Origin of the sequence: Ameyamaea chiangmaiensis (assembly GCF_013376175.1) — a bacterium.
In the GTDB taxonomy this organism is placed as follows: domain Bacteria; phylum Pseudomonadota; class Alphaproteobacteria; order Acetobacterales; family Acetobacteraceae; genus Ameyamaea; species Ameyamaea chiangmaiensis.
Genome location: NZ_JABXXR010000011.1, coordinates 25,914 through 43,417 on the forward strand (window position 1 = coordinate 25,914; position 17,504 = coordinate 43,417).

At 59.2% G+C, this 17,504-nt stretch carries 23 protein-coding genes and 1 pseudogene; 11 read left to right on the forward strand and 13 right to left on the reverse strand.

Features of this window, described 5'->3' with window-relative positions:
* Positions 1–63: 63 nt before the first annotated feature.
* Positions 64–525 carry a cupin domain-containing protein gene (locus HUK82_RS03105; protein WP_048877102.1) on the reverse strand — a complete coding sequence of 154 codons (462 nt, stop codon included), beginning with the start codon at positions 523–525 and terminating at the stop codon, positions 64–66.
* Positions 526–539: 14 nt separating this feature from the next.
* On the opposite strand from HUK82_RS03105, the gene HUK82_RS03110 reads away from it, so the two are divergent.
* Positions 540–1,487, forward strand: coding sequence for a LysR family transcriptional regulator (locus HUK82_RS03110; RefSeq protein ID WP_176612554.1), 948 nt, complete (start codon positions 540–542; stop codon positions 1,485–1,487).
* 187 nt (positions 1,488–1,674) lie between these two features.
* Here the strand turns inward: HUK82_RS03110 and attM are convergent, their stop codons facing one another.
* Entirely contained in the window at positions 1,675–2,466 is a 792-nt protein-coding gene (gene attM / locus HUK82_RS03115; protein WP_176612555.1) for an AttM family quorum-quenching N-acyl homoserine lactonase, read from the reverse strand.
* Positions 2,467–2,584: 118 nt separating this feature from the next.
* On the opposite strand from attM, the gene HUK82_RS03120 reads away from it, so the two are divergent.
* Together HUK82_RS03120 and HUK82_RS03125 are read left to right on the forward strand one after the other, a co-directional pair.
* Positions 2,585–3,517, forward strand: coding sequence for a LysR family transcriptional regulator (locus HUK82_RS03120; protein WP_176612556.1), 933 nt, complete (start codon positions 2,585–2,587; stop codon positions 3,515–3,517).
* A gap of 2 nt (positions 3,518–3,519) precedes the next feature.
* Positions 3,520–4,080, forward strand: a complete 561-nt coding sequence (locus tag HUK82_RS03125; RefSeq protein ID WP_176612557.1) for a GNAT family N-acetyltransferase — start codon at positions 3,520–3,522, stop codon at positions 4,078–4,080.
* A gap of 8 nt (positions 4,081–4,088) precedes the next feature.
* Here the strand turns inward: HUK82_RS03125 and HUK82_RS03130 are convergent, their stop codons facing one another.
* The gene (locus HUK82_RS03130; RefSeq protein ID WP_246495715.1) at positions 4,089–4,592 is read right to left on the reverse strand and encodes a winged helix-turn-helix transcriptional regulator; all 504 of its coding nucleotides are present in this window, start codon (positions 4,590–4,592) and stop codon (positions 4,089–4,091) included.
* Positions 4,593–4,739: 147 nt separating this feature from the next.
* On the opposite strand from HUK82_RS03130, the gene HUK82_RS03135 reads away from it, so the two are divergent.
* Genes HUK82_RS03135 through HUK82_RS03150 form a run of 4 tightly spaced genes read left to right on the forward strand, consistent with a single transcriptional unit; the run spans position 4,740 to position 7,233 of the window.
* A complete protein-coding gene (locus HUK82_RS03135; RefSeq protein WP_176612558.1) occupies positions 4,740–5,555 on the forward strand; it encodes an SDR family NAD(P)-dependent oxidoreductase in 816 nt (271 codons plus the stop codon).
* A 25-nt stretch (positions 5,556–5,580) separates the two neighbouring features.
* Positions 5,581–6,000 (forward strand): tautomerase family protein, encoded by a 420-nt coding sequence (locus HUK82_RS03140; protein ID WP_176612559.1) that lies wholly within the window; start codon positions 5,581–5,583, stop codon positions 5,998–6,000.
* Between the two features lie 16 nt (positions 6,001–6,016).
* Positions 6,017–6,865, forward strand: coding sequence for an alpha/beta fold hydrolase (locus tag HUK82_RS03145; RefSeq protein WP_176612560.1), 849 nt, complete (start codon positions 6,017–6,019; stop codon positions 6,863–6,865).
* On the forward strand, positions 6,862–7,233 hold the full coding sequence (locus HUK82_RS03150; RefSeq protein WP_176612561.1) for a DUF4180 domain-containing protein: 372 nt from the start codon (positions 6,862–6,864) through the stop codon (positions 7,231–7,233). Before HUK82_RS03145 ends, HUK82_RS03150 begins: the two co-directional genes overlap by 4 nt.
* 27 nt (positions 7,234–7,260) lie before the next feature.
* Here the strand turns inward: HUK82_RS03150 and HUK82_RS03155 are convergent, their stop codons facing one another.
* From HUK82_RS03155 to HUK82_RS03165, 3 genes are read right to left on the reverse strand one after another with little or no spacing between them, the layout of a single operon-like run.
* Positions 7,261–8,124 (reverse strand): MBL fold metallo-hydrolase, encoded by an 864-nt coding sequence (locus HUK82_RS03155; protein WP_176612562.1) that lies wholly within the window; start codon positions 8,122–8,124, stop codon positions 7,261–7,263.
* Between the two features lie 20 nt (positions 8,125–8,144).
* Entirely contained in the window at positions 8,145–8,471 is a 327-nt protein-coding gene (locus HUK82_RS03160) for a hypothetical protein (RefSeq protein ID WP_176612563.1), read from the reverse strand.
* Between the two features lie 6 nt (positions 8,472–8,477).
* Positions 8,478–9,023 carry a sugar ABC transporter gene (locus tag HUK82_RS03165; RefSeq protein ID WP_176612572.1) on the reverse strand — a complete coding sequence of 182 codons (546 nt, stop codon included), beginning with the start codon at positions 9,021–9,023 and terminating at the stop codon, positions 8,478–8,480.
* A 157-nt stretch (positions 9,024–9,180) separates the two neighbouring features.
* Between HUK82_RS03165 and HUK82_RS03170 the strand changes: the two genes are divergently transcribed.
* Entirely contained in the window at positions 9,181–10,080 is a 900-nt protein-coding gene (locus HUK82_RS03170; protein ID WP_176612564.1) for a LysR substrate-binding domain-containing protein, read from the forward strand.
* Between the two features lie 57 nt (positions 10,081–10,137).
* Here HUK82_RS03170 and bla read toward each other — a convergent pair whose 3' ends face one another.
* From bla to HUK82_RS03185, 4 genes and pseudogenes are all read right to left on the reverse strand, one after another.
* Positions 10,138–11,022, reverse strand: a complete 885-nt coding sequence (bla, locus tag HUK82_RS03175; RefSeq protein ID WP_176612565.1) for a class A beta-lactamase — start codon at positions 11,020–11,022, stop codon at positions 10,138–10,140.
* A 213-nt stretch (positions 11,023–11,235) separates the two neighbouring features.
* Complete coding sequence (locus tag HUK82_RS03180; RefSeq protein ID WP_176612566.1) at positions 11,236–11,673, reverse strand: acetyltransferase; 438 nt, start codon at positions 11,671–11,673, stop codon at positions 11,236–11,238.
* A 57-nt stretch (positions 11,674–11,730) separates the two neighbouring features.
* Positions 11,731–12,061, reverse strand: a pseudogene (locus HUK82_RS17660) (VOC family protein).
* A gap of 181 nt (positions 12,062–12,242) precedes the next feature.
* Positions 12,243–12,800: a VOC family protein gene (locus HUK82_RS03185; RefSeq protein ID WP_212648137.1), complete on the reverse strand. Its 558-nt coding sequence runs from the start codon at positions 12,798–12,800 to the stop codon at positions 12,243–12,245.
* On the opposite strand from HUK82_RS03185, the gene HUK82_RS03190 reads away from it, so the two are divergent.
* Positions 12,777–13,703, forward strand: coding sequence for a LysR family transcriptional regulator (locus HUK82_RS03190; RefSeq protein ID WP_176612567.1), 927 nt, complete (start codon positions 12,777–12,779; stop codon positions 13,701–13,703). The genes HUK82_RS03185 and HUK82_RS03190 overlap by 24 nt on opposite strands.
* A gap of 58 nt (positions 13,704–13,761) precedes the next feature.
* Here the strand turns inward: HUK82_RS03190 and HUK82_RS03195 are convergent, their stop codons facing one another.
* Positions 13,762–14,649 (reverse strand): LysR family transcriptional regulator, encoded by an 888-nt coding sequence (locus HUK82_RS03195; RefSeq protein WP_176612568.1) that lies wholly within the window; start codon positions 14,647–14,649, stop codon positions 13,762–13,764.
* Positions 14,650–14,740: 91 nt separating this feature from the next.
* Between HUK82_RS03195 and HUK82_RS03200 the strand changes: the two genes are divergently transcribed.
* Both HUK82_RS03200 and HUK82_RS03205 read left to right on the forward strand, forming a co-directional pair.
* Positions 14,741–15,661: an NAD(P)-dependent oxidoreductase gene (locus HUK82_RS03200; RefSeq protein ID WP_176612569.1), complete on the forward strand. Its 921-nt coding sequence runs from the start codon at positions 14,741–14,743 to the stop codon at positions 15,659–15,661.
* Positions 15,654–16,613 carry a LysR family transcriptional regulator gene (locus tag HUK82_RS03205; RefSeq protein WP_212648138.1) on the forward strand — a complete coding sequence of 320 codons (960 nt, stop codon included), beginning with the start codon at positions 15,654–15,656 and terminating at the stop codon, positions 16,611–16,613. Before HUK82_RS03200 ends, HUK82_RS03205 begins: the two co-directional genes overlap by 8 nt.
* Here HUK82_RS03205 and HUK82_RS03210 read toward each other — a convergent pair.
* Entirely contained in the window at positions 16,558–16,785 is a 228-nt protein-coding gene (locus HUK82_RS03210; protein ID WP_176612570.1) for a DUF2274 domain-containing protein, read from the reverse strand. The genes HUK82_RS03205 and HUK82_RS03210 overlap by 56 nt on opposite strands.
* A 1-nt stretch (position 16,786) precedes the next feature.
* Positions 16,787–17,504: TrbI/VirB10 family protein (locus HUK82_RS03215; protein ID WP_176612571.1), on the reverse strand; the 718-nt coding region annotated here is incomplete at its 5' end.

Below are 17,504 nucleotides of genomic sequence, written 5' to 3' on the forward strand. Positions count from 1 at the left end.
CATGTCACAGGGAATGGAAGGATGACGCCGGGCGTCACCTTCCATTCCCTGTGACAGTAGACTCTACGAGGTCACAACCGGGCCAACAATGGCCTGGCCAAATGTTTCGCAGACGGACTGGACGTCGTTGAGGTCATGCGGAACCGGCAGAGCATCCATGGCCTGGAAAAAGCGGTCATGGCGTGCGGGTGTCGATACCAACATCACGCGCGCCACGCCTCCCATCGCGGAAAAGCCATGGGTGACGCCCTTCGCAACGAAGAGCCGATCTCCCGCCTTTACCTCAATCTTCTGCGCGCCGATCAGGAACAGCAACCGCCCTTCGCTGATGCAGAAGACCTTATCCTCCTCAAACGAAATGTGCGCCGGTGCGCCCTGATCCGGTTGGACCGTCATCGCCATGACGGTCATGGGAGCTGCTTCACCACCGAGCAGGATTTCGGCATCGATACCCGAGAAGCGTGCGGTTGCGTGAGAGGAGAGTACGCCGCTTGCAGGCGCAGCGGGATGCGGGGTGATGTCCATGATGTGGTCTCCTTATGATCCGGACCCACGGTACCTCATCAGAGCAAGAACGATTATCTGGCAAGTTCTGCCATCATCATCTATTATTCTGGACAATGACGAAGCTTGATCCGATCCAGACCTTTGTAGAAGTGGTTCGTGCTGGCGGGTTTACCGCAGCGGCCCGGCGCACGGGCACGCCGCGTTCGACGGTGAGCCTTCAGGTCAGGGCGCTCGAAGAAACGTTAGGGGTTCGGTTGCTCAAGCGCTCGACCCGTTCTTTTGCCCTAACGGACGAGGGACAGCGCCTCTATGACAAGGCGTCGGGTCCGGTAGATGTTCTCGTCCGGGCGCTTGATGACCTGCAAGCGGGAGATGGCGTACTGGGCGGTCTGATCAGGCTGACCGTCCCGGCGGATTTCCCCACCGCGTTGCTGGCGAGCGCAATCACCAGCTTCACGCGGGCCCACAGGGCAGTCCGCTTCCAGATCATGTCGACAAATACCGTGATGGACCTTGTCGAGGACAACATCGACATTGCGGTCAGAGTCGGCGCGAACCCTGCCCAGACTGCAATCGAACGACGCTTACTCGACATCGAATGGGCTTTCTATGCGAGCGCATCGTGGCTGAAGCGAAAGGGGCGGCCGGAAAATATCAGCGAGGTGGAGGATTTCATCTCCCCGCAACCAATCTTACGCGCCTACTTGGAGAAGCATGTGCTTGGTGGTGTTTCCCTACCTACCGGTGCGATCGAGGTTGATAGCCATGCCATGGCCCGGGATCTGATGTTGAACGGCTTTGGTGTTGCTCTGTTGCCGCAAGGCTTGTGCCAGGATGCCGTTATGACCGGCAACGCCGAACCGCTCCTCCCGCACGCAGGTCTCCGCCCGACACGGCTCAATCTAACGTTTCCAAATCGAGCGGACATGGTGCCAAGGGTGCGAGCCTTCGCTGATCACATATGCGCCCACTTCCGCTGAGCGGAAGTCGTCATCGCGGCCGGCGTTCATTGCAATTCAGAGCGCGTTATTGGGGCAACGCACCGCCTTTTGCCGAGGATGGCTTGCCCGCCCCCGAACCATCGAGGCAGGGGAACAGGATCTCCGGAGAATAGTGAGACAACGGCGCCGTAGCCGGGATATGAGCGCCCCGGCCACCTGCCTCGTCTCAGTCATAAAAGTCCGGCGCGAGCCTAAACTGCGACCACATCTCCGGGTCATGGCCTGGGACAAGAGTGGCTCCGACCTGCTCGGCCAGCATTCGCAATTTTCCCACCGAGCGTACAGTATCCACGGCGGAGGCGAGGAAGCCGGGCAGTACCCTCTCGTTCCAGTGATCCATCGTATACACCGCGTCAGCGGCCAGCAGGATAGAGCCATTGTTGGGGAGGGTCACGAGAATGGATTGGTGACCGAGCGTATGTCCCGGGGTGAAAACCATCTGAAGGATGCCGTCGCCGAACAGGTCGTAATGATCAGACGCGTCGCCTTCCAGGAATTGCCAGCTCAGACCAGGGCGGTCAAAGTCCTTGCGCGCATACGCGCTGGCGGCGAACCAGTCGGGCGTGAAGGCATATTCGTATTCCCGCCGTTGAACGATGTGCCGCGCCCGGGGAAAGCGTCCGATCGCGCCGGTATGATCCGAATGAAGGTGAGAAAGCACGACGAAGCCGATATCCTCAGGCATTAACCCGAGCGCCGCCAATTGTGCGATGCAACCCTGGCTTTCGACCATGATAGGCTTGTAGGAATCGACGGAGGCGCCCCAGTAGCCGCGCGGATCGGCCAGTCCCTCGGCCGCCAAGCCGCCGTCTATGACGACGTTGCCCTTGGGATGAACGAGGAGAAACCAAGGGACCGGTATTTCATAATCGGCACCGTTGCCCCGGTTCATCTTGATATCGTGCACCTTGCATTGCTGAGTGCCCGACTGAAACATGTAAAGCTTGATGTTGCTCATAAGCCTGCCATCCCGTGATCGGTTGAAGTTGCGGAGCGCAATTTGCATGATGGATGGCCCGATCGGTAGGCGTCTCAATCCGCTTTCATTTATCGGATGATCCGATAAAATATCGATCATGGATTATCTGGCGGCAATGCGGGTTTATGTGCGGGTAGTAGAGCGCGGCAGCATGTCTGCAGCCGCTCGCGATCTTGGTATCGGCCAGCCGGCCGTGAGCGAGCGGATCGAGCGACTCGAGGCCGATTTCGGCACACGCCTGTTACGGCGGAACACGCGCGCGATTTCCGTGACGGATGTCGGCGCGGTGTTCTACGAACGGTGCAAGATCGCCATTGAAGCTGCCGATGATGCGCTCGCCAGCGTGCAGGAAGATATGCCGTTACGCGGCACATTAAGGATCGCTGCACCCTACGGGTTGGGGGAGGTCGTATTGCCTTCCATTCTGCTCGAGCTTCGCAATCGTCATCGCGAGCTCAAGGTGGATCTGGTACTCAATGACCGGATCGTCGATCCGACCACCGAGGGCGTCGATATCTCACTTCGGTTGGGCGATCCTGGAGAGGGCAATTTCGTAGCACGTAAGCTGGGCCATGTTTCCCGCGTTCTAGTTGCTTCACCTGGATATCTTGAGCGGTACGGCGCGCCGATGACGCCGACAGAGCTTATCCGCCACCCCTTCGCGCGCGCGTCCGGACTTTTCAACAATGGCCGTCTTCCCTTGCAAACGGCCGATGGACGACTGACGTCGGCGCCGGTCGACATAGTCATGACCATGAGCAACTGGCGGCCTTTGCACGCCATACTGCTCGGCGGCGGGGCAATTGGTGTCTTACAGCAGCCTGTTTGCTCCGATGATCTCGCCGCCGGGCGCCTCAGGCGCATCCTGCCGGACTTCGGGGTGCCCGGATTTGACCTACATCTACTTTATTCGGCGACCCGACCGATCCCATCTCGAATCCGGACGCTTGCGACCTTGTTCGAGCGTGAGCTGCCAAGCCTGATAGAGTCTAGCCGTCTTGCACCGCATACGCATTCGGAAAGGAAGTAAGAATGGCATTCCCACAAGCAGCACTGACTTTGATCGGCGACACGTCAAAGCCGCATCGCCTGACACTGCGCCCACGCCGTTCGTCCGACGCTGACGCCTTATTTTTAACAATGGCCGATCCAGAGATGATGCGGTGGTGGTCTCGCGCACCCTTTGAGTATGTCGAGGACCTACGGGAGTATTTCACCAACGACGATCAATCGAGCTGGCGCTCATGGGCGATTGTACGGTCAGGTGAAGAGCTTGCCGTAGGCTTCGTGGCAGCAGGCCAGAAACGAGAAGGTGTTTCCGAGATCGGCTATCTGCTTGCGCGCGAAGCGCAGGGGCGCGGGTATGCGCGCGAAGCTGTCACCATACTGATCGCCCAATTATTCGCCGAGGGACAACGGCGCATTTTCGCCGATACCGATCCGGACAACCAGTCATCGATCGCGTTGCTTACCGCGCTCGGCTTCACGCTGGAGGGGCGCCTGCGGGCCGAATGGCAGACGCATATCGGCGTTCGGGATTCTCTGATTTACGGGCTTCTGGCGGAGGAATGGTCATCCCGGACTGCGGGATAGTCCGCGCCCTAACTTCGGCCGAAAGGGACTGCAGAGGGCTCTACGCTTTCGGATCCCCGTGAGAGCCGCCAGGTCATTAATGCGTCGGCGCCGCGGCCTGGCCGCACGCCGAGATGATCCCTCTCGACTGGCTCGCTCGTTTCCCGATTGACGGTAATCAATTTGACGCCTCGGCCCGTTCGCCTGTCGATGAAGTCGAGGGGCGGTCCTTCGAGGTTGGACAGGTTCCACTGGTCGCCGATCTGCACCATTGCCTGCATGAGGAGGCCGAGATCGAGACCTCTTCCGGTCGGCTGATATTCGAACCGATCGGGCCGTGTCTGATACTGCCGTCGCTCGACGAGCCCGTTTTCCTCCAGCAGTTTCAGCCGGTCCGACAGGGTGGCGTTGGTGACACCACTCGATTGGCGCAGGTCGTCATAACGGCGAATGCCGAGCAGCAGGTCCCGCATGATGAGCATACCCCAGCGATCCCCGATCGCGCCCATCACGGCGGCGATCGAGCAAGCCATTCCCTCGAACCCTTTCGACCGCATCGTTTTCGCTCGCCTCTACTTGTTTCGGATGCGTCAGCGATAGCATGTTGTAACTCTGATGATAAGAGCTTGACTAACTCTTATTATGAGAGTTAGTTACGACCGTTATCTAGGAGGTAGTTGATGGTCGAGACTGGAAAGTCACAACAAGGAACTGCAATCGTCACTGGCGCGTCCTCCGGCATCGGTGCCGTCTATGCCAACCGTCTCGCCAATCGGGGTTTCGATTTGATTCTGGTGGCTCGCCGGCTCGATCGCCTGGAGGCTGTTGCCGATCGGATACGCGGCATGAGTGGGCGGCGCGTCGACATTGTCGCCGCTGATCTTGCGAACGAAGACGGTGTTCGTCGCGTCGAGGAGATCGTGCGCGACGCCCCCGATCTCAGCTTGATCGCCAATGTCGCGGGCGCGGGTGCGTTGGGGCCGGCGTCCCTTGTCGATCCAGCAGCGGTCGAAGCCATGCTCAAGGTCAATGTTGTGGCGTTGACTCGGCTGTCGCTGGCGGCCGCCCGCCGCTTCACCAGCATCAAAAGCGGGACGATCATCAACATCGGATCAATCGTCGCGCTGATGGCCGCACCGGGTGCTGGCGCTTACTGCGGATCCAAATCGTATGTTCTCTATTTTTCGAGGGCCCTTCAGGCCGAAGTGGGGAGCCATGGGGTGACCGTTCAGGTCGTCATGCCGGGCCCCGTGCATTCGGAATTTTTCGGGGAGAGGCCGCCGCCTTTCCCGCCTGAATTATTCATGTCGGCGGAAATGCTCGTCAACACCGCGCTGGCTGGCCTGGACCGCGGTGAGGCCGTGATTTTCCCGAGCTTGCAAGATGCGGAAGCGTGGAACAGGTTCGAGGGTTCCCGCACCGAACTGATGCAGGCGCTGCTGCAAACCGGGCTACCGGCGCAACGCTACGCCGCTGAAGCCGCCCGCAAGAATTGACGTTCGTCATCCGAGGAGAATAACTATGCCGATGTGGCAAATCTATCATCCGGAATCTGTCTTTTCCGAATCCGACAAGCAGGAACTGGCTGGGAAAATCACGGCGATCTACGAGAGTTTCTTGCCGCGCTTTTATGTGAACGTCTTTTTTCATTCGATCCCGAAAGACGGCCTTTTCATTGGCGGCGAGGTGGCGAACGATTTTGTCCGCGTCACGATCGATCATATCGCGCGCTCGATCGACGATCCGGAAATGCAGCAGCAATTCCTAGTCGGCTGTTCGCGGGTGCTCGAGCCCTATGTCGCCGGGCGTGGCTATCGCTGGGAATTGCACGTCGATGACACACCCTTCGATTTGTGGATGATCAACGGCCTGAAACCGCCTCATCCAGGCACGCCAGCCGAATTAAAATGGCGTTCGGAGAACAGGCCGTCAACCTATTGAGTCGAGGAGGCTCGAAATGTTGACAGTGAGCAAGCTCGTTGATCAGTATCGGACCGTTCTTGGTCTATGGCCGGTCCCTGCCGATCACCTCTTGGTCGATACACGAGAGGGCGCCACTTTTGTCGTCGCCTGTGGCCCCAAGGATGCGCCCCCGCTCGTCCTCCTGCATGGAGCGCTGACCAATTCGGCGATCTGGATGTTCGATGCTGAACTCTGGTCGCAGTCGTTTCGTGTCTATGCCGTCGATGTGATCGGGGAGCCGGGACTGAGTTCGGCCCAACATCCTTCCGTGGGGGATGGTGGGTATGCGGCGTGGCTCGACGACGTGCTTGCCGGGCTGGAGCTGACAAGCGCCGCCTTTGCCGGCGTTTCGTTCGGAGGGTGGCTTGCACTGGATTACGCCGTCCGCCGTCCACATCGTGTCGATCGTCTTGCGCTGCTTTGTCCTGCAGGAATCGGCCGCCAGAAGTCGTTCTTCCTGAAGGCCTTGCCGCTTCTGCTGCTCGGGTCCTGGGGAAAGGCTAAGGTTCGCGCTATGGTCATGGGGCCGCAGCCGCAAGCGCTCGCCGACAGGGCGCGACCTTTGATGGATCTCGTCTCCAGCATCCATTCGAAAGTCCGCCCACGGTCGATTAGGATTCCGCTTGTCTCAGATGCAGATCTCAGCAGCCTGAAGATGCCGGTCCTCATCATTATTGGGGGACGGGATGCTCTCATCAATTCCAACGAAACCAGGCGCCGGGTGGAGAGCACTATGCCGAACGCCCAACTCCATTATCTGGAACAGGCTTTTCATCACCTTCCCAATCAGCGGGAAACCATCTTCAATTTTCTTCGGGACAAGCAAATCGGACGCATTCCATGAGCGACGTCATTACAATCCTGGGCAATATACGTGTACTCTCCTTTGACTTGAATGGTCCGCAAATTTCTACAGAGGCTGACATCAACGGCCTCATCGGAACCGCTTTTGGCGAAAGAGCCGATCTGGTCGCATTGCCAGCAGCGCGACTGACGCAGAATTTCTTCGAGTTGCGAACGGGATTTGCGGGGCTGCTCGTGCAGAAATTCGTCAATTACCAACTGCGCCTGGCAGTCCTCGGCGACATTTCAAGTGCATGTGCGCGAAGCAGAGCGCTGAAGGACTACGTGTATGAATCAAATCAGGGATCGTCGTGCTGGTTTCTGGGCGATCTGGAGGACTTGGGCAGGAAGTTGGTCTCACGTTCCTAAATACCCAACGAGTGTGAACACCTTCTGTCACGCATGTGGAGAATGCCGTGCTCGTTCCTCATAGGCGACGTGGTAATTTCCCCCCGTTCGCTCGATGCGCGCGAAACCGAGCTCACCAAGATGCATCCCGGCGATCAGAAGCCGTTCCGAACTGACCATATCCAGCAATCTCGATCGCGTCGCTGCGGCGAGATGTGTATCCTGATCGAACGCGATCGACACGTCCGGCCGTGGGATCTGGATCTGGGGGAAATGGACAATGTCGCCCCAGACGAACAGGTTCTGGCCACCGGACTCAAGGCGGTAGCCGGTATGTCCTGCCGTATGGCCAGGGAGCGGAACCGCCGTCATGCCGGGAAGCACGTCGCCGGTCTCGAACATACGCAACCTGCCACGATAAGCGGCAAACGCCTGACGGGCGAAGATGAAGTTGCCATGGGCACGCTCGGGCGCGCGGCTCAGATTGCCGTCATCCTGCCAGAACGCGACTTCCTGCCGATGGGCGATGAGCTCGGCGTTCGGGAATGCGGCTTCGCCTGTGGGGTTGAGCAGTCCACCGACATGGTCTGGATGGGCGTGCGTCAACAGGATGGCGTCAATAGCAGCAGGCTGGATGCCCGCCTGGGCGAGGTTGTCCTTCAGCCGGCCGCCCCATTGTTTGAAACCGCCCGCGCCGGCATCGATCAGGACCGTGCGACCACCTCCGCGCACCAGATAGCAGTTGATGTGGATAGCGGTGTGATCCCGTATCCCCGCATTCTCCTGCATTTGAGAGGCATCGTCAGCATCGATATTCGAGAGTAGGCCGAAACTGGCGTGGAGATAGCCGTCGCTGATGGCTGTGAGGGTCAGGTCGCCAACCGTCTGGCTGGGAAAATCGGTCATCGTCATGTTTCTTCTCTGGCGTGAGTTCAGTTGCGTGCGTGGATGCTCGACGCTTCGTAGCCGAAGCAGCGAATGCGCGCGGTCAGATCGGTGCTGCTCTGAATGACGTCGTCCAATTCCATCATGAACCGGTCCATCACGGCCGCTGTCCGGAACGGTTCGAGGCGATACTGGATCTCGACAAAGGCCGGATGCCCCCGACCATGCCGAACGGCGACAAAAATGACATGCACATTCTCCAGGGCCGCCCGAAGGAGGCCGGTGCAGAGCGCTGTGCATCGCTCCGTGAGCGCCACGAGCGTCTCCTCCGGCGGCATCCTGTCTTGCGAGATGTAGAGAGTGACATTGGGCATCGGCGTTCACCGCGCGCTGGCGGTGGCGACGTCATCGCCGTTCGTCAATTGCGGCGTCATCGGCGCATAGACGTGAACATCGTCCGGCAGATGTCCGATATCTCCGATCACGTCGCGACCTGCTGTCGCGAGCCAGCGATGTTCCGGGAACTTCTCCATGGCGACCGCGCGCATCGCTGACGGCTTCAGGCCCAATTCGCGCAGCGGCTGAGGCCCTGTTGTGCTCAGCACCAGATATTCGGTTTCGCCGACGGCGGGGGCGCGCTCGACGCCCTCGTACAGGTTTCGGTGCCAATCCGTGATGTGCTGCTGCCAGCGGGCGAAGTTGCCGCCGCCCTTCTGACGATATTCCTCGCCGGTCAGAATATCGAGGCCGTCGATCGAATGGAGAGCGAGGTAGACGGGGCAGCCGCCGCTCAACGCCTTGAAACGCTGTGAAGTGTGAAAGCCGCTGACAGAAATCAGGGCCGGCAGCTTGTCCAGGCTGTAAAACGCGTTCCACTCCGCGTCGCTGTGCGGGTCAGCAAAGCTGCATTCAACTGTATAGATCATCTCATCGCCTCCGGCCGGCCGCACAGCGCTTCCGGCTTCGTTTGTCATTGATATTTTATCATGATAGGAGGCGAATAATTCGATCGTTATCGATATTGGGTCACCCTTCAATGATCTAATGTCAAGCTGGGGTCGATCAAACCGGTGGAGGCCGCCGATGCGCCGTAAAATTCCCAGCAATTCCGCTCTCATGGCGTTCGAGGCATCGGCGCGTCATGGCAGCTTCGCACGCGCCGCGGACGAACTGGCACTCACCGAAGGAGCAATCAGCCGCCAGATCGGTCGGCTGGAGGCTTTCCTCGGCGTTACACTGTTCGAGCGCGTCGGCAACCGCGTCAGGCTTCTGCCGAGCGGGGAACGGTATGCCGCTCAGGTTCGCGAGTCTCTCGACCGGCTGGAGCGTGACAGCCAGTATCTGATGGGACAGCCCAGCGATGGCGCCAGCATCGATATCGCGACGATCCCGACTTTCGCCACGCGATGGCTCATTCCCCGCCTTGGACGATTTCAGGAGCGCCACCCCAACATCATTGTGCATCTTGCCGAACGAATGGAGCCATTTGTGCTCGCAGGAAGCGGCTTCGACGCCGCGATCCATTTCGAGCATCCCGCGTGGACTGGTATGAGAACGCACCGGTTGCTGCACGAGACGCTGGTGCCCGTCTGCCATCCGACTCTTCTCAACAAAGGCGCAGACGCGGCATCTCTCGACCGCCTGCCACGTCTGCACCGCCGCCAGAACCCGGATGCCTGGCAGCGTTATGCACAGGAGACCGGAATCACGCTGACCAATCCCGCGATCGGCCCATGCTACGACCTCCACATCATGCTGATCGAGGCCGCACTGGCGGGACTTGGCGTCGCGCTGGTGCCGCGCCTCTATGTCGAGACGGAATTGGTGGAAGGTCGTCTGGTCGCGCCCTGGCCTGAAGGCCAGTCGATCTCCAAGACCTTCAGCCTGATCCTCCCAGAGCCGATCCGGTTGAGTGACGGTCCGATACAGGCGTTTGCGGATTGGCTGCTTTCGGAAGCGCACACTCTGCCCCGAGCCGGCTGAGGTGGCGGCTTGCTCGATCGACAGCGGCCGTTCCGCCGCCGCTGGCAGGCCGTTCGATTATGCGTTTCTCGTAACGATGCGTGCTACATCGGCCAAAACGGCTTCCTGTTCCGCAACGGAACCATGTGCCTTGCCGAGATAGGCCGCGACGACGATGGGAGGGCGATCGGGTGGAAAGATCACCCCGATATCGTTGGTCGCGATTCCTTCCCACGTCCCGGGCTTGTTCGCGATCCGCCACCCCGCCGGCAAACCGGCCCGCAGGCGCTGTGCGGCCGCATCTCTGGACGCCATCATCCACTCGGTCAGGTGCGCTCGCAACGTCGGCGACAGAGCGGAGCCGAGCACGATGCGTTGCAGTGTGCCCACCATCGCGCGCGGCGAAGTCGTGTCGTGCGTTTCTCCGGGCTTGACGATATTGAGAGCCAGTTCGGTCTTGTTGATACGGGTCGTGTGATCACCTATTGAGCGCAGATAGGCGGTCAATGCAGAAGGTCCGCCGAAGCTGGCCATCAGCAGATTTGCCGCAGTGCTGTCGCTGACAATTGCTGCCGCTTCGCAGAGCTGCTCGACTGTCATGCCGTCAGCAAGGTGCGGTTTAGTCGCCTTGAAAGGCATGACCAGATCCTTTTCGCTGAAGAAGACTCTTCGGTCCAGCTTCTCTTCTCCGCGATCAACGCGAGCGAGCGTGAACGCGATAGCCAGAGCCTTGAACGTGCTGCACAGAGCGAAGCGTTCATCGAGACGGTTCCCAACTACCTGACCGGTCGCGGTGTCCAGGACGGCAACGCCAAGATGGCCACCACTGCGAATTTCGAGTTCCCTGAGCCGGTCTTCGACAATGCTTCGGCCGTCATCTGCGCGAGCGCCGCGCCCGAACAACCAGGGTAATGCAATGAGTGGGGTCAGAAATGTAGTCCGCCGTGTGTAGATTCGATTCATTTTGCCTTTACGTCCTCCATACCTTTAAGTTTCTATCTTTTTGACCCATGCATCAGGTTGCCCATCGAGATCGATGCAGCTTTTTAGGCTGGATTATTACAAAATCGTGGGCGTGTCCTGACACTAGTCAGTATCCTCGCCTTGATCGCCGCCACGCACCCGGCGGGATGCGACGCCAAAGAATTTGAGGTTATGAGATATGAAAGCTTGCGGTCATTCACCGTACTTCAAGTGGATGAGAGGGTAAGGTTTACCTTGCCCGTCGAGCGGCGAACGACCGGCGCGCCTGAAGCCCATTTTTTCATAGAAGCCGATCGCCTGACTGTTCTGCTCATTGACGTCGGTTGTCATTTTAGGATGAAGTGCAAGGCCGTGACGTACCAGTGCGGCACCAATTCCGGCTCCTCGACATGCGGGATCGACGAACAGCGCCTCCATGTGTCCCTTGTCGATCACCATGAAGGCTAGCGGATAGTCATTAGCATCCACGGCAAGCCACAGCGGCGCTTGGGGCAGAAAGCCACGCACCATCTCTTCTATGGAAAGTCGATCCTCCGGCGAGAGAAAGTCATGCGTTGCATCAACCGCGCCACGCCAGATTTCCACTGTGCGATCGCCCTCGTCGGGGCGGGAGCGTCTAATTGTGGTCATTGTCCCTTCCTCATTCATTTGCCGGAAACAAGGGAGCTCCGCAGAGGCATTGCTCCGTCAGGCATGCAAATCAGCTCGCTGGATCACCACCATACAGTCATCGGGGTCTTCAAAGGTTCGGCCTGAGTGATCCCAATAGGGGTTGAGCGCCGCTGAACCCGGCTCCTTTCATTCTTTCGACGGCAACCTGCCATTCTGTAGGGTCAGGAAGGTAGAACACGAGGAGATTGTCTCGTGTCGGTGCGCGACCTGCGGTATGTCCATGCGCCTTCGTGAACTCGAAATGATAAGGTGCGCCTGCATGTCCGAGCATCACGCCGTCGAAACCATCGTGGTCCTCAATTCGATGCAAAATTTCCAGCCCGAGGACGTCTCCATAAAAACGAATAAGCGCTTCTACATCGTCGGTGGGACCGGCGACGCGTGGCTTGGGGGAGCCATTAGAAGTTTCCGATAATGCTGGCTGGCGACCGGAACATAAGGCGCGCTACAGTCGTGATTAAGAAAAGCCATCTGCGAGGCGACGATGGCTACGCTGCTCGTTACTTTCCGACTTTTGGTTTTCTGGATCATGTTCTGGACGACACTTCGAGAGCATCGTCGCCACTGCCGATACTGAATGCTATTTCCTGCCCGAATGACAATTCAAGCGTGTTGCCATCCGGGTCAGAGATATACGTCCAGAGGCCGACCGGCGGCCCATCATTGCGCGGGGCAGACCGCAGGATGCCGCGGCGCTCAGCTTCGGCCGCACGGCGCGAGACATCTTCCGGCTTGGCACACGCAATGCCTATGTGACCGAATGGTCCGAGTGGCGTATCATTCAAATTAGTAGATGCAACGAGGACAAGCGCGAACGGGCGCGAGCCATCCGCCATCCACGCGACCTCTTCGATATCGCCGCCTACGGTTCGGCGATGAATTACCTGAAGATCGGCAAATTCCTGATAGAAGGCGATACTCTTATCGAGATCGCGCACGACCAGCGCTACGTGGGACAATCCTAGATCTGTTTCGGGCGACCGGATCATGTTCAATTCTCCTTTCCCCTCAATTTGCACCATTGACAGATCGAATGAAAATCGAAGATTGATATACAAATCATGCAGGATACGAATAACTTCCATCCATCCGATTTCGGTTTGCTGCCGTTCCTCGAGGCGCTGATTGAGGAGCGACATGTCTCGCGCGCAGCCTTGCGGCTCAACCGTTCGCAGCCGGCGGTCAGCCACGCTCTGGCGAGGTTAAGGGACATCTTCAACGATCCGCTGCTGGTGAGAGGCGAAGGCGGCCTGCAGCCAACAGCGCGGGCGCTTCAACTCGCTGAGCCACTGGGTGAGGCCCTTGCGCTGATGCGCTCCATGGTAGCCCAGCCGTCCTTCAACACGGAGCAGTGCCACCGCCATTTTCGTCTTTCTCTGTCGGACTATGGAGCGGCAATCCTCCTGCCTACCCTCGTATCGCGACTTCGAAAGTCGGCACCGTTGGTCGACCTTTCCATCGTATCATACGGCAGGGAACGCGCGCTTGCCGCGCTGATAGACGGGGAGATTGATCTGGCGGTTGGGGTATATCCCATCCTCAAGCAGGCTAGGCACGCCGACCTCAGAAGTGCACTGCTCTTTGAAGAGACGTTTGCTTGCCTGTTGAATGAATCGAGCGGGTGTGGCGCGCTTTCCTTCGATGATTACCTCGCCCGTCCGCATGTACGGGTTAGTGTTGCATTGCAAGACGACAGTGAGGTCGACGACGCGCTTGCACGCCTTGGTTACAAGCGCCGCATCGCAGTCCAGCTTCCGCATTGGTCTGCCGCACCCGACCTTGTCAGGGGAAGCGATCTCGTGCTGACCGCAGCGAAGCGTAGCATTGAGCATCTGGGAAGGGGAGGCCTCCAGTGCAGCGCACTACCGTTCCAGCTGAGCAGCTTTCCATTCGTCCAGACATGGCATCGCCGTCGCGAAAAGGATGCCCCGCATAGATGGCTCCGAGAGGAAATCGCCGCAATAGCCGGTGCCGAGGGGCGGAGGTAGTATCCGGGCAGTCATCGAGCACCGTGAGCCTTGGCAGCAGGGACGTGCGTGGCACCGTTCACCGTGTCGGCAATTGGCCAGCCACGCCTGGATTTTCGATCGTAGCCTTGAGGATGTGCGCGAGATCCTGGGCGGCTTCTGGCAGATGATCCTGCTTCAACATCCGCAACTCAAGTGGCGGCAGTGCCGGCAAGCAATTGTCCAGCCGGCGTATTCCGGGTGGCACGCCATGGGCTGTGCGCACGGTGACGCCCAATCCAAACCGTAAGGCAGCCCAAACACCGGGCAGGCTGGGGGTGGTAAGTGAAAGGCGCCATCGGATGTCAGCCTCATCAAGCGAGCGAAGTGCTGCCTGCCGGAACAGGCAGGGATGATCAAAGAGCACAAGCGGAAGAGTGCCAGAGACATCGCGAAGCGGTTCACTGTCTTCATCTTTGGAAAACCACAACATCGGCATCGTCGCCAGGAGTTCCCCATTTCTCGGACGATCCATGCCTGCGAAGGCGAGAGCAAGATCGAGCCGCCCGGACTTTACTTCGTCTTCGAGTGCGTAGTTTCTGCCTGCACGAACCGCGACGTGCACGTTCGGTCGTTTCTGCGAGAAGGTCGCGAGAGCACTGGGCATGACGTCCTCGAAGAAATCCTGCGGCAGGCCCAGGCGGATGGTTGGGGGTGCCACCGATGCACCCAACGCCATGGCTGCCTCATCATGCATGGCTACAATCCGACGGGCGTAAGTGAGGAGAGTGTCGCCTGCTTCCGTTGGCGCCAATCCGCGGCCGCGCCGGTGGAACAGGGCATGACCTGCCTGCTCTTCGAGGCGCTTCAGCTGCATACTGACAGCTGACTGCGATCTGCCGAGATGTAGAGCGGCGCGCGCGAAACTGCCGAGGTCGGTGCCCACGATCATCGTACGCAGCGCTTCAATGTCGAACTGTGGCACCATCTACCCGATTCCTTGAAGTTGGAATTCAAACTTATCAAATTTTCGAATTTGTTAGGATGGATTAATCTCCTGAGAAAACAGGAGACACAGGATGAATAATTCGACGTCGATCGGGTTCATTGGGCTAGGCACAATGGGATTGCCGATGGCTTTGAATCTCGTCCGAGCGGGAACGAAACTGATCGTGTGGAACCGTTCTGCCGAGCGTTGCGGGCCGCTGGTGGGACTCGGCGCGATCGCGCCACCCAGCGCTGCCGATGTATTTGAACAATCCGAGACGATTATCCTGATGCTTGCCGACGAGGCCGCTACCGACGCCGTGCTTGGCCGCGGATTACCCGATTTTACCCAACGTGTGGCCGGACGCCGGATCGTCGCGATGGGCACGGTGCGGCCCGGCTACTCATTTGCGTTGGCAAATGAGATCAAGAAGGCCGGCGGGCGCTATGTGGAGGCACCAGTCTCGGGGTCGCGCAAGCCTGCGGAGGCCGGTGAACTTGTGGGGATGCTGGCGGGGGAGAAAGAGGACCTGGCCGAAATACGGCCTCTATTCGAACCGCTTTGTCGGGAAGTCTTCGATTGTGGCCCGGCACCCAACGCTCTGCGCATGAAGCTCGCGGTTAACGTGTTTCTGATCACCATGGTGACTGGGCTCGCCGAGGCGGCGCATTTTGCCGAGCGGCACGGTCTCGATCTGAACCGTTTCATCACAATTCTTGACGCCGGCCCGATGGCGAGCGACGTGTCGCGGATCAAGGCTGCGAAGGTGGTACGTCGAGATTTCGAGCGTCAGGCAGGGATTTCCGACGTTCTGAAGAACAGCCGCCTCGTCATTGAAGCCGCCCGGGAGGCAGCCATAGCCTCGCCTCAGATGGACGCCTGCCTAACGCTTTACTCAGAGACGGAAGCCTTGGGCTTTGGCGGTGACGATATGATCGCTGTCGTCCGAGCAATCGAAGAGCGAACCACAGCGATTTCGCTAGCGAAAAGAGCCGAGAGAAGGCGTGAATGAAGATCGGATGGACGTGCCAGACCTCACGCTAGATCTTCGGTACCTTCGTTGCGCTATCGCGGCCGCCGCGCACGGTAGTTTCCGGCAGACGGCACTTGCGCTGGATACATCACAATCCACGGTAACGCGCCGCATCCAACTTCTCGAACACCGCTTGGGTTTCACGCTGTTCGTTCGAGATAGACGAGGGGTGCGGTTAACGCATGCGGGCGATAATTTCCTCAAAGAGGCAGCGCCCGGAATCGATCAACTTCGTCGTGCCGTCCGTTTGGCTTCATCAAAGGGTGAATTGCATAACAGCATGCTGCGCATCGGTATTCTCGCTTCCCTGGCTACGGGATTCCTGCATCTCGCGCTCAAGGAAGTGAGACGTCGGCATCCGAAGATTAAGATCATATTGCACGAAGGGACAGCAGAGAAAAATCTGGACAGGTTGACGAAAGGAGACTTGGATATCGCCTTCGTTGCGGGACTGCCTCAGTTGCCCCGTCATAAGAGCGAAATATTATGGCGAGAACGCATTTTTGCTGTCCTACCTGATTCTCATTCTCTGGCGATTAAATCAGAACTCTCTTGGGAGGACATTCGCTCGGAGACGTTCATCCTCAGCAGTAATGGGTCCGGGCCAGATGTCCTTGATCTTCTCGTCCGAAAAATCGGGCAGATGGGGTTCAGGCCCAGAATCGAGGTACATCATGTTGCCAGGGAAAATCTCATAAATCTGGTGGCTATGGGCTACGGAGCAACTGTGGCAAGCGCGTCAGCTCTTGGGTTGTCGGTTAAAGGCGTAGTTTTTCGGCCAATCGCTCACGACCCCGAGGATGTGCCGTGGAGTGCCGTATGGTCAGAAGCCAAAGAAAACCCTGCCGCTTTTGGATTTCTGGAGATCGTACGATCTATTGCTGCTGTTGAGCATTGCGCGCCTTTGCAAATCCTCGATCCGACGCCATGAACCGCTCCAGCATGGGGACGATCAGGCGAACGGGATCGGCGGCGGGCTGCCCCGCTTCGCGGGCGAGGATGTCGGCATAGGCGGCAAGGTCGCGGTGCAGGCCGGCGGGCAATTCCAGGGTCACCTTGACCGGCTTGTCGTCGGCGAGCGGCCCGAGTTTCAGTTTCGCCATGTCAGCCTCCATAGGGTTCGAGGACGAGATCGCGGGTGACGATCACACGGACGGGGAAGCCCGGCCGGATCGTCAGCGTCGGCGCGATGTTGAGCTGGCGCTGGACGATCTGCTGGCCGGTCTGGCTGATGCTGTTCGACGCGCCGTTGCGGAGCGCACGCACGATGTCGCTCTCGCCACTCGACGAACCGGATTCGGCGCCGACGCTGAGCAGCGTGGAGAGCGCGGCGGCCTTGAATAGCTCGCCCCAATGGTAATCGACGCCATCCTCCAGTCCGGCATAGCCTTCGGCGTCTGCGCCGGGCTGGCGTTCCAGCACGATGCTGCGGCCGTTCGGGAAGATCATGCGGTTCCAGACGAGCAGGACGCGGCGCTGCCCGAAGCCGACGCCGCTGTCATATTGACCGATGACCCGCGTGCCCTGCGGCACGAGCAGGATCTTGCCGGTAGGGCTGTCATAGACGTTTTCCGTCACCTGCGCGGTGATCTGGCCGGGCAGGTCGGAGCGAATGCCGGTGATGAGCGCGGCGGAAATCACCGCGCCGGCCTGAAGCACGTTCGCCGATGCGGGTGCGGCGACGCGATCCGGTGAGACGGTGCGCTTGTCCGGCGTCTGGTTGAGGAAGGCAAGCTGGCGATCCTGCGCCGATGGCGTCGCGGGCTGCGGCGCGAGGCCCAGGCTGGCCAGATCGGTCGAGGGCAAGGCCGTCGCGGCAGGC

Bases quoted from the DNA above. Each gene is read 5' to 3' on its own strand.
- HUK82_RS03130 (WP_246495715.1), bottom strand. From the start codon at position 4,592: ATGGCTTGCTCGATCGCCGCCGTGATGGGCGCGATCGGGGATCGCTGG.
- HUK82_RS03200 (WP_176612569.1), top strand. From the start codon at position 14,741: ATGAATAATTCGACGTCGATCGGGTTCATTGGGCTAGGCACAATGGGA.
- attM (WP_176612555.1), bottom strand. From the start codon at position 2,466: ATGAGCAACATCAAGCTTTACATGTTTCAGTCGGGCACTCAGCAATGC.
- bla (WP_176612565.1), bottom strand. From the start codon at position 11,022: ATGAATCGAATCTACACACGGCGGACTACATTTCTGACCCCACTCATT.
- HUK82_RS03160 (WP_176612563.1), bottom strand. From the start codon at position 8,471: ATGCCCAATGTCACTCTCTACATCTCGCAAGACAGGATGCCGCCGGAG.
- HUK82_RS03150 (WP_176612561.1), top strand. From the start codon at position 6,862: ATGAGCGACGTCATTACAATCCTGGGCAATATACGTGTACTCTCCTTT.
- HUK82_RS03190 (WP_176612567.1), top strand. From the start codon at position 12,777: ATGCAGGATACGAATAACTTCCATCCATCCGATTTCGGTTTGCTGCCG.
- HUK82_RS03180 (WP_176612566.1), bottom strand. From the start codon at position 11,673: ATGACCACAATTAGACGCTCCCGCCCCGACGAGGGCGATCGCACAGTG.
- HUK82_RS03145 (WP_176612560.1), top strand. From the start codon at position 6,017: ATGTTGACAGTGAGCAAGCTCGTTGATCAGTATCGGACCGTTCTTGGT.
- HUK82_RS03120 (WP_176612556.1), top strand. From the start codon at position 2,585: ATGGATTATCTGGCGGCAATGCGGGTTTATGTGCGGGTAGTAGAGCGC.
- HUK82_RS03185 (WP_212648137.1), bottom strand. From the start codon at position 12,800: ATGGAAGTTATTCGTATCCTGCATGATTTGTATATCAATCTTCGATTT.
- HUK82_RS03165 (WP_176612572.1), bottom strand. From the start codon at position 9,023: ATGATCTATACAGTTGAATGCAGCTTTGCTGACCCGCACAGCGACGCG.
- HUK82_RS03105 (WP_048877102.1), bottom strand. From the start codon at position 525: ATGGACATCACCCCGCATCCCGCTGCGCCTGCAAGCGGCGTACTCTCC.
- HUK82_RS03170 (WP_176612564.1), top strand. From the start codon at position 9,181: ATGCGCCGTAAAATTCCCAGCAATTCCGCTCTCATGGCGTTCGAGGCA.
- HUK82_RS03155 (WP_176612562.1), bottom strand. From the start codon at position 8,124: ATGACGATGACCGATTTTCCCAGCCAGACGGTTGGCGACCTGACCCTC.
- HUK82_RS03195 (WP_176612568.1), bottom strand. From the start codon at position 14,649: ATGGTGCCACAGTTCGACATTGAAGCGCTGCGTACGATGATCGTGGGC.
- HUK82_RS03210 (WP_176612570.1), bottom strand. From the start codon at position 16,785: ATGGCGAAACTGAAACTCGGGCCGCTCGCCGACGACAAGCCGGTCAAG.
- HUK82_RS03140 (WP_176612559.1), top strand. From the start codon at position 5,581: ATGCCGATGTGGCAAATCTATCATCCGGAATCTGTCTTTTCCGAATCC.
- HUK82_RS03135 (WP_176612558.1), top strand. From the start codon at position 4,740: ATGGTCGAGACTGGAAAGTCACAACAAGGAACTGCAATCGTCACTGGC.
- HUK82_RS03110 (WP_176612554.1), top strand. From the start codon at position 540: ATGATCCGGACCCACGGTACCTCATCAGAGCAAGAACGATTATCTGGC.
- HUK82_RS03125 (WP_176612557.1), top strand. From the start codon at position 3,520: ATGGCATTCCCACAAGCAGCACTGACTTTGATCGGCGACACGTCAAAG.